The 15555-nt window shown below is 37.1% G+C and carries 17 protein-coding genes; 12 read left to right on the forward strand and 5 right to left on the reverse strand.

The window, feature by feature from the left end:
• The first annotated feature begins 28 nt into the window (after positions 1–28).
• From gatA to M3210_RS03985, 8 genes are all read left to right on the forward strand, one after another.
• Positions 29–1495 carry an Asp-tRNA(Asn)/Glu-tRNA(Gln) amidotransferase subunit GatA gene (gatA, locus tag M3210_RS03950; protein WP_251511788.1) on the forward strand — a complete coding sequence of 489 codons (1467 nt, stop codon included), beginning with the start codon at positions 29–31 and terminating at the stop codon, positions 1493–1495.
• A complete protein-coding gene (gatB, locus tag M3210_RS03955) occupies positions 1492–2922 on the forward strand; it encodes an Asp-tRNA(Asn)/Glu-tRNA(Gln) amidotransferase subunit GatB (RefSeq protein WP_251511790.1) in 1431 nt (476 codons plus the stop codon). The genes gatA and gatB overlap by 4 nt, the downstream gene beginning before the upstream one ends.
• 154 nt (positions 2923–3076) lie before the next feature.
• Complete coding sequence (locus M3210_RS03960; RefSeq protein WP_251511791.1) at positions 3077–3988, forward strand: diacylglycerol kinase; 912 nt, start codon at positions 3077–3079, stop codon at positions 3986–3988.
• Between the two features lie 123 nt (positions 3989–4111).
• Positions 4112–5491: a 23S rRNA (uracil(1939)-C(5))-methyltransferase RlmD gene (gene rlmD, locus M3210_RS03965; RefSeq protein WP_251511793.1), complete on the forward strand. Its 1380-nt coding sequence runs from the start codon at positions 4112–4114 to the stop codon at positions 5489–5491.
• Positions 5492–5556: 65 nt separating this feature from the next.
• On the forward strand, positions 5557–5979 hold the full coding sequence (locus M3210_RS03970) for a VOC family protein (protein WP_251512026.1): 423 nt from the start codon (positions 5557–5559) through the stop codon (positions 5977–5979).
• 308 nt (positions 5980–6287) lie between these two features.
• Positions 6288–6431, forward strand: a complete 144-nt coding sequence (locus tag M3210_RS03975) for a hypothetical protein (RefSeq protein WP_251511794.1) — start codon at positions 6288–6290, stop codon at positions 6429–6431.
• A complete protein-coding gene (locus M3210_RS03980; RefSeq protein WP_251511795.1) occupies positions 6421–8433 on the forward strand; it encodes an FtsX-like permease family protein in 2013 nt (670 codons plus the stop codon). Before M3210_RS03975 ends, M3210_RS03980 begins: the two co-directional genes overlap by 11 nt.
• Before the next feature lie 103 nt (positions 8434–8536).
• The gene (locus M3210_RS03985) at positions 8537–9427 is read left to right on the forward strand and encodes an alpha/beta fold hydrolase (RefSeq protein WP_251511796.1); all 891 of its coding nucleotides are present in this window, start codon (positions 8537–8539) and stop codon (positions 9425–9427) included.
• Between the two features lie 40 nt (positions 9428–9467).
• On the opposite strand, the gene M3210_RS03990 is transcribed toward M3210_RS03985, so the two are convergent.
• Both M3210_RS03990 and M3210_RS03995 read right to left on the reverse strand, forming a co-directional pair.
• A complete protein-coding gene (locus M3210_RS03990) occupies positions 9468–9683 on the reverse strand; it encodes a hypothetical protein (protein ID WP_251511797.1) in 216 nt (71 codons plus the stop codon).
• A 22-nt stretch (positions 9684–9705) separates the two neighbouring features.
• A complete protein-coding gene (locus tag M3210_RS03995; RefSeq protein WP_251511798.1) occupies positions 9706–10419 on the reverse strand; it encodes a GAP family protein in 714 nt (237 codons plus the stop codon).
• A 98-nt stretch (positions 10420–10517) separates the two neighbouring features.
• Here M3210_RS03995 and M3210_RS04000 point away from each other — a divergent pair, with 98 nt between their 5' ends.
• The 3 genes from M3210_RS04000 to M3210_RS04010 all read left to right on the forward strand — a co-directional run bounded on the left by M3210_RS04000 (position 10518) and on the right by M3210_RS04010 (position 12289).
• On the forward strand, positions 10518–11114 hold the full coding sequence (locus tag M3210_RS04000; RefSeq protein ID WP_251511799.1) for a TetR/AcrR family transcriptional regulator: 597 nt from the start codon (positions 10518–10520) through the stop codon (positions 11112–11114).
• A gap of 102 nt (positions 11115–11216) precedes the next feature.
• On the forward strand, positions 11217–11786 hold the full coding sequence (locus tag M3210_RS04005; protein WP_251511800.1) for a dihydrofolate reductase family protein: 570 nt from the start codon (positions 11217–11219) through the stop codon (positions 11784–11786).
• Between the two features lie 71 nt (positions 11787–11857).
• Complete coding sequence (locus M3210_RS04010; RefSeq protein ID WP_251511802.1) at positions 11858–12289, forward strand: N-acetyltransferase; 432 nt, start codon at positions 11858–11860, stop codon at positions 12287–12289.
• A 107-nt stretch (positions 12290–12396) separates the two neighbouring features.
• Here the strand turns inward: M3210_RS04010 and M3210_RS04015 are convergent, their stop codons facing one another.
• Entirely contained in the window at positions 12397–12894 is a 498-nt protein-coding gene (locus M3210_RS04015) for a DinB family protein (protein WP_251511804.1), read from the reverse strand.
• 257 nt (positions 12895–13151) lie between these two features.
• On the opposite strand from M3210_RS04015, the gene M3210_RS04020 reads away from it, so the two are divergent.
• Positions 13152–13562: a VOC family protein gene (locus M3210_RS04020; RefSeq protein ID WP_251511806.1), complete on the forward strand. Its 411-nt coding sequence runs from the start codon at positions 13152–13154 to the stop codon at positions 13560–13562.
• A gap of 70 nt (positions 13563–13632) precedes the next feature.
• Here the strand turns inward: M3210_RS04020 and opp4C are convergent, their stop codons facing one another.
• Positions 13633–14550 carry an oligopeptide ABC transporter permease gene (gene opp4C / locus M3210_RS04025; RefSeq protein ID WP_251511807.1) on the reverse strand — a complete coding sequence of 306 codons (918 nt, stop codon included), beginning with the start codon at positions 14548–14550 and terminating at the stop codon, positions 13633–13635.
• 11 nt (positions 14551–14561) lie between these two features.
• Positions 14562–15530: an ABC transporter permease gene (locus M3210_RS04030; protein WP_251511810.1), complete on the reverse strand. Its 969-nt coding sequence runs from the start codon at positions 15528–15530 to the stop codon at positions 14562–14564.
• Positions 15531–15555: the final 25 nt, after the last annotated feature.

Consider the following 15555-nt stretch of genomic DNA (forward strand, 5'->3'; position numbering starts at 1 on the left):
TAAGAACATTTAATAAGGAGGAAACTTCATGTCATTATTTGACCACTCGATTAAGGAGCTTGAAGAGAAATTACATAATAAAGAAATTTCCGTTCAAGACCTAGTGAAAACTTCATTAGATCGTATTAACGAAGTAGAAGATAAAATTCAAGCATTTATCACCATAGATGAAGAAAACGCGATGAAACAAGCTAAAGAGTTGGACGAAAACCCAGAAGAAAAGGCTCTTTTTGGACTTCCAATTGGTATAAAAGATAATATTGTCACAAAAGGCTTACGTACTACTTGTGCCAGCCTGATGTTAGATAACTTCAATGATCCGCTTTATGATGCAAATGTCGTAGAAAAGTTAAAGGATCAAAAGTCAGTAACGATTGGTAAATTAAACATGGACGAGTTCGCAATGGGCTCTGGTACAGAGTTTTCTTATTATAAATCGACAAAAAATCCATGGAATACAGATTATGTCCCTGGAGGATCAAGTGGTGGTTCTGCCGCTGCAGTAGCAGCTGGAGAAGTTCTGTTCGCTCTTGGTTCAGATACTGGTGGATCAATTCGTCAACCGGCTGCATTTTGTGGCGTGGTTGGTATGAAACCAACATACGGCCGAGTGTCTCGTTTTGGTTTAGTTGCTTTTGCGTCTTCTTTAGACCAAGTTGGTCCAATCACTCGAACTGTTGAAGATAATGCAAGAGTTTTAGAAGTGATTGCTGGACATGACGAACGTGATTCTACTAGTGCAAATCTTGAAGTTCCTGCTTACACGGAGACTCTTACAAACGATGTAAAAGGTCTTAAAATTGCCGTTCCGAAAGAGTATTTCGGTGAAGGCGTTACGGAAGAAGTGAAAGAAGCTGTCAAGTCAGCTCTAAAAGTATACGAATCACTTGGTGCAACATGGGAAGAAGTATCGTTACCACATTCTAAGTATGCATTATCTGCATACTATTTACTTGCGTCTGCTGAGGCATCTGCGAGTCTTGCACGTTACGATGGAGTCCGTTATGGATACCGTTCGGAAACAGGAAAAAACATGATCGATATGTACAAGTACTCCAGAAGTGAAGGCTTTGGAGAAGAGGTAAAACGTCGTATCATGCTTGGAACCTTCGTATTAAGCTCAGGCTATTACGATGCTTATTATAAAAAAGCACAAAAAGTCCGTACGTTGATCAAAAATGACTTTGAAAAGATTTTTGAGGAATTTGATGTTGTTATGGGACCTACAACACCAACAACAGCGTTTAAGATTGGTGAAGAAGTTGATGACCCAATGACGATGTATGCGAATGATATCTTGACGATTCCAGTGAACCTAGCTGGTGTACCAGGATTATCATTACCATGTGGATTCTCTAAGGAAGGTCTGCCAATCGGTTTACAAGTCATCGGTAAACATTTTGATGAGGCTACAGTTTATCGTGTGGCGCATGCTTTTGAACAAGCAACAGACTTCCATAAACAACGCCCCAATATTGGAGGTGCAGCAAAATGAACTTTGAAACGGTAATTGGTTTAGAAGTGCACGTTGAATTAAAAACAAAATCTAAAGTTTTCAGCCCGAGTGTGAATGCATTTGGTGACAAGCCGAATAGTAATGTGAATCCGATTGATTTGGCTTACCCAGGAACACTTCCTGTCATCAATGAAGAAGCGGTGAACTATGCAATGAAAGCTGCGATGGCTTTGAATTGTGAAATCGCGACACATATGACATTCGACCGAAAAAATTATTTTTACCCGGATAATCCGAAAGCTTACCAAATTACTCAGGATGAAACTCCGATCGGCAGAAACGGTTGGATCGAAATTGAAGTGGGCGGTAAGAAGAAAAAAATCGGTATTACTCGTGTCCATATGGAAGAGGACGCAGGTAAATTAATCCACGGTGACGACGGATATTCGTATGTCGACTTCAACCGTGCAGGTTCGCCACTTATTGAAATTGTATCGGAACCAGACATGCGTACACCAGAAGAAGCTTATGCTTATCTTGAAAAATTAAAGAACATTATTCAATATACTGGTGTTTCCGACGTGAAGATGGAGGAAGGTTCTCTACGTTGTGATGCGAATATTTCCCTTCGTCCGATTGGTCAAGAGAAATTCGGAACAAAAGCGGAGCTAAAAAACTTAAACTCTTTCTCATTTGTCCAAAAAGGACTAGAGTTTGAAGAGAAACGTCAGGAAAAAATCTTGCTTGCTGGTGGAGAAATTCATCAGGAAACTCGTCGTTATGATGAGAAAACAAAAGAAACGATTCTCATGCGTGTGAAAGAAGCAGCGGATGATTACCGCTACTTCCCAGAACCGGACCTTGTGGCATTATATGTTGACGATGCTTGGATGGAAAGAGTTAGAAACGAAATTCCAGAACTTCCGGATGCACGCCGTATACGTTATGTGAAAGAACTTGGACTTTCTGAGTATGATGCAAATGTCCTAACAAGCTCGAAGGAAATGGCTGATTTCTTTGAAGCGACAATTGCTGAAGGAGCAGATACGAAACAAGCATCCAACTGGTTGATGGGTGAAGTATCCGCATATATGAACAAGCATCTAAAGGAACTTCCTGAGCTTGCGATTACTCCAGAATCCCTGGCGAAAATGATTAAACTGATTGAAGATGGTACGATTTCTTCTAAAATCGCTAAGAAAGTTTTCGCAGAAATTGTAGAAAAAGGTGGAGATCCAGAAGAGATTGTAGAAGCAAAAGGACTTGTACAGCTCTCAGATCCTGTGAAACTGAAAGAAATCATCAACCAAGTACTGGATGAAAATGAACAATCCATCATTGATTATAAAGAAGGTAAAGGCCGTGCGTTAGGTTTCCTTGTTGGTCAAACGATGAAAGCAACAAAAGGACAAGCTAACCCGCCGATGGTTAATAAAATCCTTAAAGAAGAAATTGAAAAACGTTAATGAAATTACGAGAATCCCAATTAATGGGATTCTCTTTTTTACGACAAATTTATACATGCATATAGCTCGGGCTTTTAAAATTGAGTAAAAAAGCTTATGATGAATGGTAGAGATTAACCAAAGATGCCCTTACATTCATTAGGGAGGATGTTCAATGAAAAGAGCACGATTAATTTATAATCCAACTGCAGGAAAAGAAGCAGTAAAACGTGAACTTCCATTTATCCTGGAAACACTTGAGAAAGCTGGTTATGAAACGTCAGCACATGCAACAACAGGTGAAGGGGATGCTACAGAGGAAGCAAGGCGTGCAGTGGAACGAAAACATGAACTTGTAGTTGTTGCGGGCGGGGACGGTACAATTAACGAAGTGATCAACGGTATCGCTGAACAGGAGTATCGACCAAAACTGGGTATCATCCCAGCTGGAACAACTAATGACTTTGCGAGGGCGTTACATATTCCTCGTGATATAAAAAAGGCAGTAGAAATCATTGCTGCTGACCAATCAATGCATTTAGATATCGGAAAGGTAAATGAGCAATACTTCATTAATATAGCTGGTGGCGGTAGATTGACTGAACTGACGTATGACGTTCCAATCAAACTAAAGACGGTCCTTGGTCAACTTGCCTACTATATTAAAGGTATAGAAATGCTTCCTTCACTAAAACCGTCAAGAGCAAGAATCGAGTATGATGGCGAGATAATTGAAGAGGATATTATGTTGTTTTTAGTATCTAATTCCAACTCAGTTGGTGGTTTTGAAAAGCTCGCTCCTGATGCTAAATTGAATGATGGTTATTTTGACTTGCTTATTTTAAAAAAGGTTAATTTAGCTGAGTTCATTCATATTGCGAGCCTCGCTTTAAGAGGGGCGCACTTAAATAGTGATGATGTTTTTTATGCGAGGGCAAAAAATATTAAAGTAACACCTTCAGAGAAGATGCAAATAAATATTGATGGTGAATATGGGGGATTACTGCCTGGGGAATTCTCCAATTTGAAGCAGCATGTTGAAATCATCGTCCCAACTGTATTCATCGAACAACAAAATGAAAATTAGCTATTTTGAAACCTTCAACTCCATCATCAGTTGAAGGTTTTGTTATTTATTCGGACAGCCTGCATGAGATGACCAAGATATGGTAAGATAAGGTTTATATACAAGAAAAAAAGGAAGATAATAATGGCAAAATCAACAGCTCCGGTAAAGAAAAATGAATATATCGATTTAAAGTTTGAGGATTTGACCCACGAAGGAAATGGAGTGGGTAAAATAAATGGCTATCCTATATTTGTACCCTATGGGTTACCCGGGGAAGATGCAGTTGTCAAAGTAATTAAGGTTAATAAAAACTTTGGCTTTGGTAAACTGATTGAATTGAAGAAAGAAAGCAAGGAAAGAGTGGAACCCCCTTGTAATGTGTATTATAAATGTGGCGGATGTCAGCTCCAGCATATGAGTTATGACCTCCAGCTCTTTATGAAACAAAATCAAGTAAAAAATGTATTGCGGAAAATTGCTCATCTGGATCATGTCCCCGTACACCCGACGATTGGTCTTGAGGATCCTTGGCGTTACCGCAACAAAGTCCAAATCCCTGTCGGAGAAAAGGATGGGGAATTGATAACAGGCTTCTACCGCATGCGCAGTCACGATATTATTGAGGATATGGAAACTTGCGTCATTCAAGATGAAGTTAATGACCGAATGGTCCATGCTGTCCGTCGTATCGCGAATCGTATAGGAATTGAGGCATATGATGAAAAAAGCCATCGCGGTGTACTTCGGCATATTATGGTGCGTACAGGCAGAGAAACACAGGAAATCATGATTGTTCTTATTACTCGAACAGAAAAATTACCACACGCTGACAAGTTGATTCGAGAATTAACAGAGACATTCCCAAATATCAAGTCCATTGTGCATAACATCAATAACAAGCGGACAAATGTCATATTCGGTAATAAAACAAAGACGATTTGGGGAGAAGATTATATATATGACACCATTGGGGATATCCGGTTTGCGATATCGCCCCGCTCTTTCTATCAAGTGAATCCAGTACAGACAAAAGTTCTCTATGAAAAAGCATTGGAGTATGCACAGATTGATGAGAATGATGTGGTTATCGATGCTTACTGTGGAATTGGTACAATTTCCCTATTCCTTGCTCAAAAAGCAAAGAAGGTATATGGAATTGAAATAGTACCAGATGCCATACGCGATGCCAAGATGAATGCTGAACTCAATGGCATAACAAATGCGGAATTTGTAGTAGGGGAAGCGGAGAAGGTAATGCCGAAATGGAAGAACGAAGGCTTTACTCCAGATGTGATCGTTGTAGATCCCCCGCGTAAAGGCTGTGAAGTAGACTTCCTCCAGGCGATGATTGAAATGGAGCCAAAGCGGATTGTTTACGTATCTTGTAACCCCTCAACCTTAGCAAGGGATTTAGTTATCTTAGAAGAAGGCGGATATGAAACGAAAGAAGTCCAGCCAGTCGACATGTTTAGCCAGACAAATCATATTGAGGCAGTTTGTTTGTTGGAGAGGAAGTTGTAGATCTCCATTAAACTTATGCCAACTTCAACACAAATTCAGTTTAAAAGGAAGAAGAGTTGTTTTTAATGATTTTAGGTGTACATCCTTATATTAGAACGAATGGAAATGGTCAAGAAGTTGTAAAGTTTTATGAAAATGCATTGGAAGCAGAGGTTTTAGGTGTTCAAACTTATGGTGATTTTCCTGAGAACCCTGAATTTCCTCTATCTGATGAAATGAAAGCTTTAGTTGCACATGCGCAATTGAAAATTGGTGAATCGTATTTGATGATATCAGATAATTTTCCAGAAGAGCCATATCAAATTGGAGAACAATTAAACATTGCTCTTTTATTTAAAGATGTAGAAAAAGTAAAAGTTATTTTCGAAAAACTGCAAGATGGTGGAGAAGTCATATTGCCATTGCAGGAAACTCCTTTTAGTCCAGCATATGGGCAAGTAAAAGATAAATATAGCATTACTTGGCAAATTTCAACCGTTGGAGAATAAGCCTTGTATTTAAGAATCAATCAGCAGTGGGAAATGCTCCACTGCTGTTCTTTATTTTGTTTTCTTTTATTGTATGGTTTATTTAGCAAGAGTTTTTTTATCGGACTTGTTTTAAATCAAAAAGTGGAATGATCTTCTACTTAATATTTGTAATTGTTTAACAAAAGTTTATGGTTTACAATTTAATATATAAAAGATACCCAGGAGGGGATCATATTCATTGGGAAGGATATTAACCATAATTAGAGATGTCAGATGATAAATGGCGGAAGTTACTTTGGTTACTATGCTTAAAAGAGGGACGAAGAATGAATATATTACGAGCAAATCAATTAGTGAGGTTATATGGGAATGTAGGAGATGCTGGTGCTACAAAACCTTTAGACGGTATCAGCCTCTCAATTACAATGGATAGTCTGGCGGTCTTAGGGGGAGAAAGCTATGACATTTAAGCAACTTGTGTGGAAAATGGCAAAGGTAAATAAAAGGAAATATATCTTTTATTTTTTATGCAAAAGCTTTACTGTCATGGTTTTCTTTATGTTTTCAACGGTATTCTTTAATAATGAAATTATTGATAATCCGCAAATTCAGCACGGGATGAATGAAATACTAATGATTCCAGCAATCGCTTTACTTATTTTTACAGTATTCTTCATTAGTTATGCTCACTCTATTTTCATTAAAAGAAGGAAAAAAGAATTTGGTTTATTTATGACCTTAGGAATGACTAATCGTGATCTTATAAAATTAATATTAATCGAAAATGTAGGGATTGCACTGGTTTCTATTGGAACAGGGATTCTATCAGGAATTGTATTTTCACGTTTATTTTTTCATATTTTAATGAGTAATGTGGGGATAACAGATATTCCTTTTTATCTCAATGAAAAGATGTTTCTTTATACTATCGGGATATTTCTTCTTGTTTTAATAGTTGCGATAGGTAAATCGTTGATTCTGATGCAGATCACTGAACTTGTGAAAATCTTGAAGTGGGATCGTATCTCGGAGAGTAAGCCCCATAAAAATCCAATTTTAGGTGTAGTGGGAATAGGAATTATTATATTTTCTATGTCAACTCTCTATATATTTACTTATGAAAAGAAATTCAACTTAGATCAGACATTTTTTAAATATATATACGAGTTGGGAGAAGGCACACTTTTTATTTTATGTACAATTAGTCTAATCCTTGGTTTATATTTGGCTGTTTCCCGATTTGGTAGTTTTTTACTCAAGTATACTAAAAAGTATCCAAACATCTATTATCGTAGACTCTTAGTTTTTACGAACATCGACTATAAAATTAAGCAACTTAATTCAACGTTCATGCTCATTATTATTATGGCAATGGTGACTATTTTTTATAGTACAATGACCTTAAATTTTTACTCTAATGCAGAATATATTGCAGAAGAACTTCCATACGATGTAGCTTTTGTCCAAACAGAAACAAAAAATAAAATCTCCTTAGATGAGGCATCTGAAATATTTAATAGTAACAATCAAGTGATACTTGAGCATCTTCTTATAGAAACACTTGATTATTTCGAGTACCACCCCCAATGGAATTTTATGTATAGGTATACGTTTATTCCAGTAGAAAGTTTTAATAAAATTTCAGAAACACAGCTTCATATTAGTGAAGGACAGTATATTTATTTGATAAGTTCTGATACTTCAGAGGAGAACAGGGATTATACAAAAGGATTTAAATTTGACAATGGAGAGAAAAACATCTCGTTAGCTTTACAGGATATGGTGTTTGAACCGATATTTGATTATCGTTTTCATTATTATAATCCAGATTTTATTTTAGTGAATGAGAAGGATTACGAGATGTTGAGAAATTCCCTAGATGTTTATCCTGCCGAGATACATTGGCTAAATTTGACTAACTGGAAACAATCAGCTGAAGCGGTTAATGAATTAAAGCAAAAATTACATGAAAGCAATCAATTAACTCCTAAAATTGATGAGTATCCTATTGGGCAAATCTCCCCATGTTCTGAAGAGGAGTTATTGGATCCTGTTTCAAAAATAAATGAATATAATATGAGTAGAATAGATGGCGGGATTATATTCTTTGTATCCACTTTTTTAAGTATCTTATTTTTCTTTGCGACGTTTATTCTATTATACTTGAATTTATTTACGGATATTGAACAGGAAAGAATAAAATACAGGAAGTTATATAAGATAGGGATTACAAAAAAAGAGGTCAAAAAGATGGTTACAAACGAACTTAGGATTTTGTTCTTTTTGGCACCAATTATTGGAATCATCTTAAGCGCTATATATGTGATAACTATTGTACAAGATAGTGGTGGTATCATGTCTGAACCTATTCTAATTGTAAACTTTCTAACAATTGGCGGTTTATATCTACTCTTTCAAACCATTTACTATTTCTTTGCGACGAGGAAGTTTTTAAAGGAGATAGTAAGCTAGATATTCTTATTATCTAACATGCAAAATAAACTTTAATAGAGATGATCTAACACTACTTAACAAAGGAATCCAAAGCGGAGAAGAGGTATGGAAGGAGAATAATATGAAAGAAAAGAGTCCGAGTGAAAGCCCTCGGATAGGAACGTTTGTTGACAAGGAAGCTGAGGAAGAGTTTCTTAAAGTATATGATGATGTAATGAGACAATGGCCGAATTCGCGTGAGGAAATGAATTTGGAAACTAGTTTCGGCCCGACACATGTTTATGCCTATGGAAATAAACAGGGAGACCCAATAGTATTACTGCATGGAGCAAACAGTACTTCTGCATCATGGGCAAATTTTGTTGTCCCACTTGGTGAGCACCATAGAATATTTGCGGTAGATACAATCGGAGATGCAGGGCGAAGTATTCAAACAGCACCTATTCAGCATGCTGATGATTATGTGGTTTGGTTAGAAGAAGTCTTTCAGGAGTTGAAATTAGAAGCAGTACATTTAGTAGGTGCCTCCTATGGTGGCTGGATTACTTTAAACCAGGCAATACATTCTCCTAGGTCACTTCAATCGATTACACTTCTCGATCCGGCACGTGCACTAGCCGGTATTTCGTATAAGGCTTGGCCATTTATGTTATGGGCAAGCCTAGTTGGACCAGATTCCATACGACGTGGATTTATCCGATGGACTGGAGCGGGCTCCTTACCAAGTAATACGCAGACTGATTTAGTAATAGCAGCGATGCGTGATTACAAGATGCAACGTATACCTCCACAATATGTTAGCGATGAAGAACTCCAATCAGTAAAGATATCAACGCTCCTGCTTCTAGGAGAAAAAAGCCCTATGCATAATTCCAGACGGGCTGCTGCCCGAGCAAAGAATCTATTACATGATGTTGAAGTAAAGATTATTCCAAAGGCAGGCCATCAGTTGCCTGCCGATGTAGTGAATGATTTAATTTTGAAGTTCATAGAAAGTCGAAAGAAAAAATGAGATGGATTAAAGAGGGAGATATAACTATCCCCCTCTTAGATTATTTCGCACTTCTCGGTGAATTTTTCATGGATAATAAACCAATAATCCCTCCTATTACAATCAATAAAATATCCATCCCGATTTCCCAACCTTGAAATACATCCATATAATTTACCAAAAACCAACTTTTTCCGCCATCAGTCAGATGATTGATTAAACCTCCTACTCCTTGAATCAGGAAAAGTAAACTAATTCCGCTAATAATTTCTTTCATGTTTTACACCTCATTTATATTATTAATTTAAAATACCTCTGATACCGATATTGAAAAAGACTGCACCAACTAGGCCGATTGCTACTAACAGTGAAGAAACCGGTGCTTCATTCAGTTTTGATTTTATGTTATTCAGGAAATGCTGCAGTTTATTTCTAAGCACCATATTAATTCCCAGCAATAATAGGGAAGGGAACACCATGACAAGATTGTAGCCTAATATGATAAAGACAGAAGAAGCTTGATTAATGGTTAGATGATTTAATAGAAAGATCGAGTAGAAGTACGGGAGTGCCGTTATAAATTCAATTAGGAACACGATAATTCCTAGAATAATCATTCCTTTAATTGATGTTTGTCTCGGGATCCATGATGTGAGACGATCTTTTGTGCTTTCCTTTGGCTTTATAAAACTAATTAGAACAAGAAGTGTTCCAATAACTGTATAGAGCCAATTGATTACATCAAAGCTAGATAACTGGTCAATTAAGTCCAATAATGTATCTCCACCAAAGTATAATAACAGTCCAATCATGAAATAACCCGACTGAATAACGAGCAAAAATACAAATAGTCGTGATGATAATTGATTTGGTTGTGTCAGTAGTAAATAGCCGGTAACAGCAAGCACCCCAGGGCTTAACACATCAATTACGGCACAGATGGATATAATTATCAGGGCTACAGGAAGGTCTATTGATGAAGATGGCATCATTGTTTCGATGATTTCAATCAAAAGATTAGTTCTCCCTTCGTGTAATGTGGTATTATTTTTATAACACATCGTGCTAAAATTATAATAACACACTGTGTTATAAAAAGGAAGTGATTTTTTTGCCAAAAATAGTGAATCATGATCAAAAACGTAAATTAATTGCGGAAGCTGCATGGAAGATAATTAAAAACGAGGGAATTGAAAAAGCATCGATACGAAGGGTTGCAGCAGAAGCCGGCATGTCTTCTGGTGCTTTAAGACATTACTTCTCAACTCAAGATGAAATGCTTTTGTTTATTATGGACTATTTCTTTGATGCAGGTAAAAAACGCTCTGATGATAAAGAATGGTCAGAAGATCCTTTAAAGGCAGTGGAGGAAGTGTTACTGGAGCTTGTACCAATCGATGAAGAAAAGAAAATTGAAACGAGTGTCTGGTGGATTTTTGCACTCCGTTCCCTTACGAGTCATGCATTAAAGGAGAAGAAAGACGAATTGACTGATGGTACATATGAATTAGCAAATTCAATGATCGAGATACTAACTCTAAAAGGGATTTTATCCGATTCAGTTAACGTAGAATTAGAAAGAATTCGGTTATCCGCATTGATTGAAGGGCTGTCATTCCATGCTTTGTTAAGACCAGATGTCTATACTCCAGAAAAGGTGAGAGAAGTAATCAGTTACCATTTAAAAACACTATGTAATAATGAATAAGTACTTGGAAATATTTTAATTGGTTACCGTTAAGGATATAGTTGCCATGACGAATAATTTCAATTACTAACCAATTTTTATAAGGAAAAAGGAGATAAAGGTATGGCAATGAATGACAAAACAAGAAAAGTCATTTTAGATTTAGCAGTTACTTTAGATGGATTTATTGAAGGACCGAATGGAGAAGTTGACTGGTGCATAATGGATCCTGATATGGATTTTGCTAAATTCTTAAATCAAATTGATACCATTCTATATGGTAGAAAGAGCTACGATATATGGGGGCAATACATTCCTAAAAACGAAGAATCGGATACTGAAAAAGAAATTTGGGAACAGGTTCATAGTAAAGAGAAATATGTATTTTCCAGAACACTAAAAGAGATTAATCATACTGCGAATTTAATTAACGATAACATTGTTGAAGAAGTGAATAAATTAAAGAAAAAGCCTGGTAAAGACATCTGGCTATATGGTGGGTCAAGTCTTATTACGACTTTCATAAATAAAGGTTTGGTTGATGAATTTAGGCTATCGGTTCACCCTGTTGTATTAGGGGAGGGTAAACCTTTATTTACTGATATAGAGGGAAGAGTGAATCTGAGACTAATTGATACAAAGAGTTTTTCTTCGGGTGTTGTCCAACTTATCTACCATCACAATAAAAACTAGAAAAATGAATATGATGCTGGTAGTTCATTGGAAAAAAACAGCTTAATTAATGGCGATGAAGGGATGATAATATGGTCATCAGAAAATACAATAAAACTGAAGTTAATACACTACTAAAAATATGGTATGAAGGTTCTGTAATCGCTCATGACTTTATTGATAAAGATTATTGGAAATCAAAGCAGACGGATATGAGGGAAGCTTATCTCCCTATGTCTGAAACATATGTGATAAGTAACGAAAAAGAAATCAATGGCTTTATATCCATGGTCGATGATTATTTGGCTGCACTGTTTATTGATGTTAAGCATCAAGGCGAAGGGTACGGAAAAAGATTATTAAATTTTATAAAGGATCGCAGGAAGAATATACAACTGAAAGTCTACAAGAAAAATAGGAACGCCGTTGATTTTTATCTGAGAAATGGTTTTGTAATAAAAGAGGAATTGATAGATGAACAGACTGCTGAGGAAGAGTTTCTTATGGAGTGGGAAAGAGTATAAGTGGAACAGATATGTTTAGGGGGAGAAATTAATCTCCCTTCTAAACTTCTAGTTCTAATCAATCGAAGAAAATAAACCAAATAACTAGTTTTTTGATATAAGCCCTTTTATGTCCAATCGACTCCACCCCATGAGGATTGCAACTTACGCAACAGTACAATTTGGCCGATATGATACGTATCGTGCATGATGATATTGCTGAGTAACCGCTCAATAGAGCAGCTGTTAGCTGTATATGGAGTTTTTAACTTTTCATCGTCAAGATCTGCAATGGTCGTTTTTAATTTATTCATAACTTCATTAAGGCGCTGCACAGTCTGGGTCCATCCAACTTCGTCTTCTGGATCCCCAGGATGTCCAAAGGTTTCCTCATTGTTTTCTGCCTTATCCGGGTTCTCTATGCCTTTGATTCGATGGATTATGTCTTCGTTCCAAAATATTAAGTGATTGACAATCTGCCAAATCGAATTGCTTGTCCCCGAACTAGTCCAGGCTGCCTCTGCTGCGGTGGCTCCATGAAGCGCCTGATCCATAGATGCAAACCACTCATTCTCATAGCAATGCATGTGGTGTTGTTCTAAAAACAATTTGGTTATATTTTGCATAAAACCAACCCCTCACTATTTAGTGTGACCTTACATAGTTAAAAGACAACCAAAATCTGAGTGTTACAAGGCAGGTATAGCTTCCAGTTTTTTGGAAGACAACAAAATCACACTCCCTCTAACTTATTCGGCTCATCCAGCATAAATACCTTCTCATGTTTCTATCTGTCATTGATTTTATTTGAATCTGGAATATTTATTGATATCTAATGAAAAACTGAAGGGATAAGTCAATAAATTTCATAGGAGGTAATAATATGGCATTTAAATCTAAGCACATCTTTATCAATTTATCTGTAAAAGACGTGAACAGATCCACTAATTTCTTCAAGGAGCTTGGTTTTGAGATTAATCCACAGTTCTCTGATGAATCAACATCTTGTATTATAATTAGTGAAAATATCTTTGCTATGATCATGAGCGAAGAACGATTCAAAGAGTTTACTAAGAAGGAAATCGTGGATACAACCACTTCTGCGGAGTCCATCTTCGCCCTTTCAGCAAAAAGCAGAGAACAAGTGGATAAGATAGTGAATAAGGCATTGTCATCGGGTGGTAAAAGGTTCAATGAACCGCAAGATCATGGATTCATGTACATTTGGGGATTTGAAGACTTGGACGGTCATTTATGGGAAGTTGCTTATTTGGATGATAGTAATATGGAATAAATGTTGCTATCCTAAAAGGATGATGCCTTTGAAGGTATCATCCTTTTTAGGAGTTTCCTTTATTTCCCCATCATCTTTGATTACTGCGCGGGTCAAATGCATCCCTTAAACCATCGCCGATAAAGTTAATTGCAAGCACCGTAATCAAAATACCTAAACCCGGAGGAATCCATGCTTCTGGATTGTTCCGTAAAATTCTTATGTTCTGAGCTTCGGAAATCATGTTCCCCCACGTTGGTGTAGGCTGAGGGATACCGAACCCGATAAAGCTTAGTGCAGATTCAATAATGATATAGGTAGCCATCATTAATGTAGCGTTTACAACAATTGGGCCAATTGCGTTTGGAATAAAATGCTTGGCAATAATTCGGAAATCACTGGCACCGATTGCCTGTGCACTAAGTATAAATTCTTGTTCACGTAATGATAAATAAGAACCGCGAATGATACGGGTTAAATTTGGCCATGACGTTAAGGCGATAATTGAAACGAATAATCCAATGGTTACTTTATCTACAATAGCCATGATCGTAAGTACAAGTACAAGAAATGGCAACATCAGCATAATATCGGTGGCACGCATAATGATGTTATCGATTTTTCCACCATAGTAACCGGCAAGCGATCCTAATAAGACACCAATGACAAGCGTGAAGAACATAGCACTAAAACCGACGATTAACGAAATTCGACCACCATACAAAAGACGTGAAAAGTTGTCCTGCCCTAGCCCATTTGTTCCCAGAATATGCTCCTCGCTTGGCCCTTTCTCAATAAGGAGCAGATTAGTTTCTTCAGGATTTATATCAGTAAATACCGGGGCGAGTATACATATGATGATGATGGCCAGTAAGACAAACACACTAATTACAGCCATTTTATTTCTTGTAAATCGGTGCATGGCTATTTGAAAGGGACTCTTGTTCTTTTCCATGGAGTTATTCTTATCTGGTTGGTTGTAGATTGTTTCATCTGTTTTAGTAGTCATATTATTTCACCTCAATCATATCGAATTCTCGGATCAACAATACTGTAAAAAATATCGGCAAGTAAATTACCTATAAGAATAAGAACTCCGAGTATCATGGCAATTGCCATTACGACTGGATAGTCCCGATTAGTGACGGAACTTAAAAACAATGTTCCAAGCCCGGGATACTGAAATACTTGCTCCGTTATCACTGCACCACTTAACAGTACACCGATTTCAAACCCCATTAATGTAATGATGGGAATAAGTGCATTGCGGAGTGTATGTTTATATAGTACATTCCTCTCGGACATACCCTTTGCTCTTGCTGTTCGTATATAGTCACTGCCAAGTACGTCAAGAACTTCCGATCTCATGTAGCGCATATAAGTTGCTGTACCAGCTAAGCCGAGTGTAATTCCAGGTAAAAACATATGATGAAGTCGATTGAAGAATGCTTCCCACCCAGTTAATCCAGGAGTAGACATTGTACCTTGTGCAGGGAACCAGCCAAGTTTGATTGATAGAAAATAGATTGCCATGAGGCCGAAGAAGAAGTTGGGAATGGATAATCCGAAAAAACCAAAACCAGTTGCACCATAATCTAATAATGAGTAGGGATGTCTGGCGGAATAGATACCGATTGGAATGGCAACGATGATCGTGATTGCTAATGAAAATAAACCTAAATAGAGTGTATTGGCAAATCGTGCTTCAATTAACTCCGCTACGGATCGTCCGTTAAAAACCATTGAATTACCGAAGTCTCCTTGTACAGCGGCACTGATCCACCGAAAATATTGAACAGGTATCGGATCATTTAAGCCTAATGCTTCCCTTTGTTGTTCATATACTTCAGGGTCGACGTTCGGATCAGCGAGTGATTGACCGGTTAAGGCATCTCCAGGAGCTAAGAGGGCAAGTCCGAATACAATGACCGTCAGTGCAAAAAGCATTGGAATAAAAACAAGAACTCGTCGAATGATATACTTGTACATCATTTTCCCTCCCAATTTAATTTTC

Origin of the sequence: Oceanobacillus luteolus (assembly GCF_023715655.1) — a bacterium.
Taxonomy (GTDB): domain Bacteria; phylum Bacillota; class Bacilli; order Bacillales; family Amphibacillaceae; genus Oceanobacillus; species Oceanobacillus luteolus.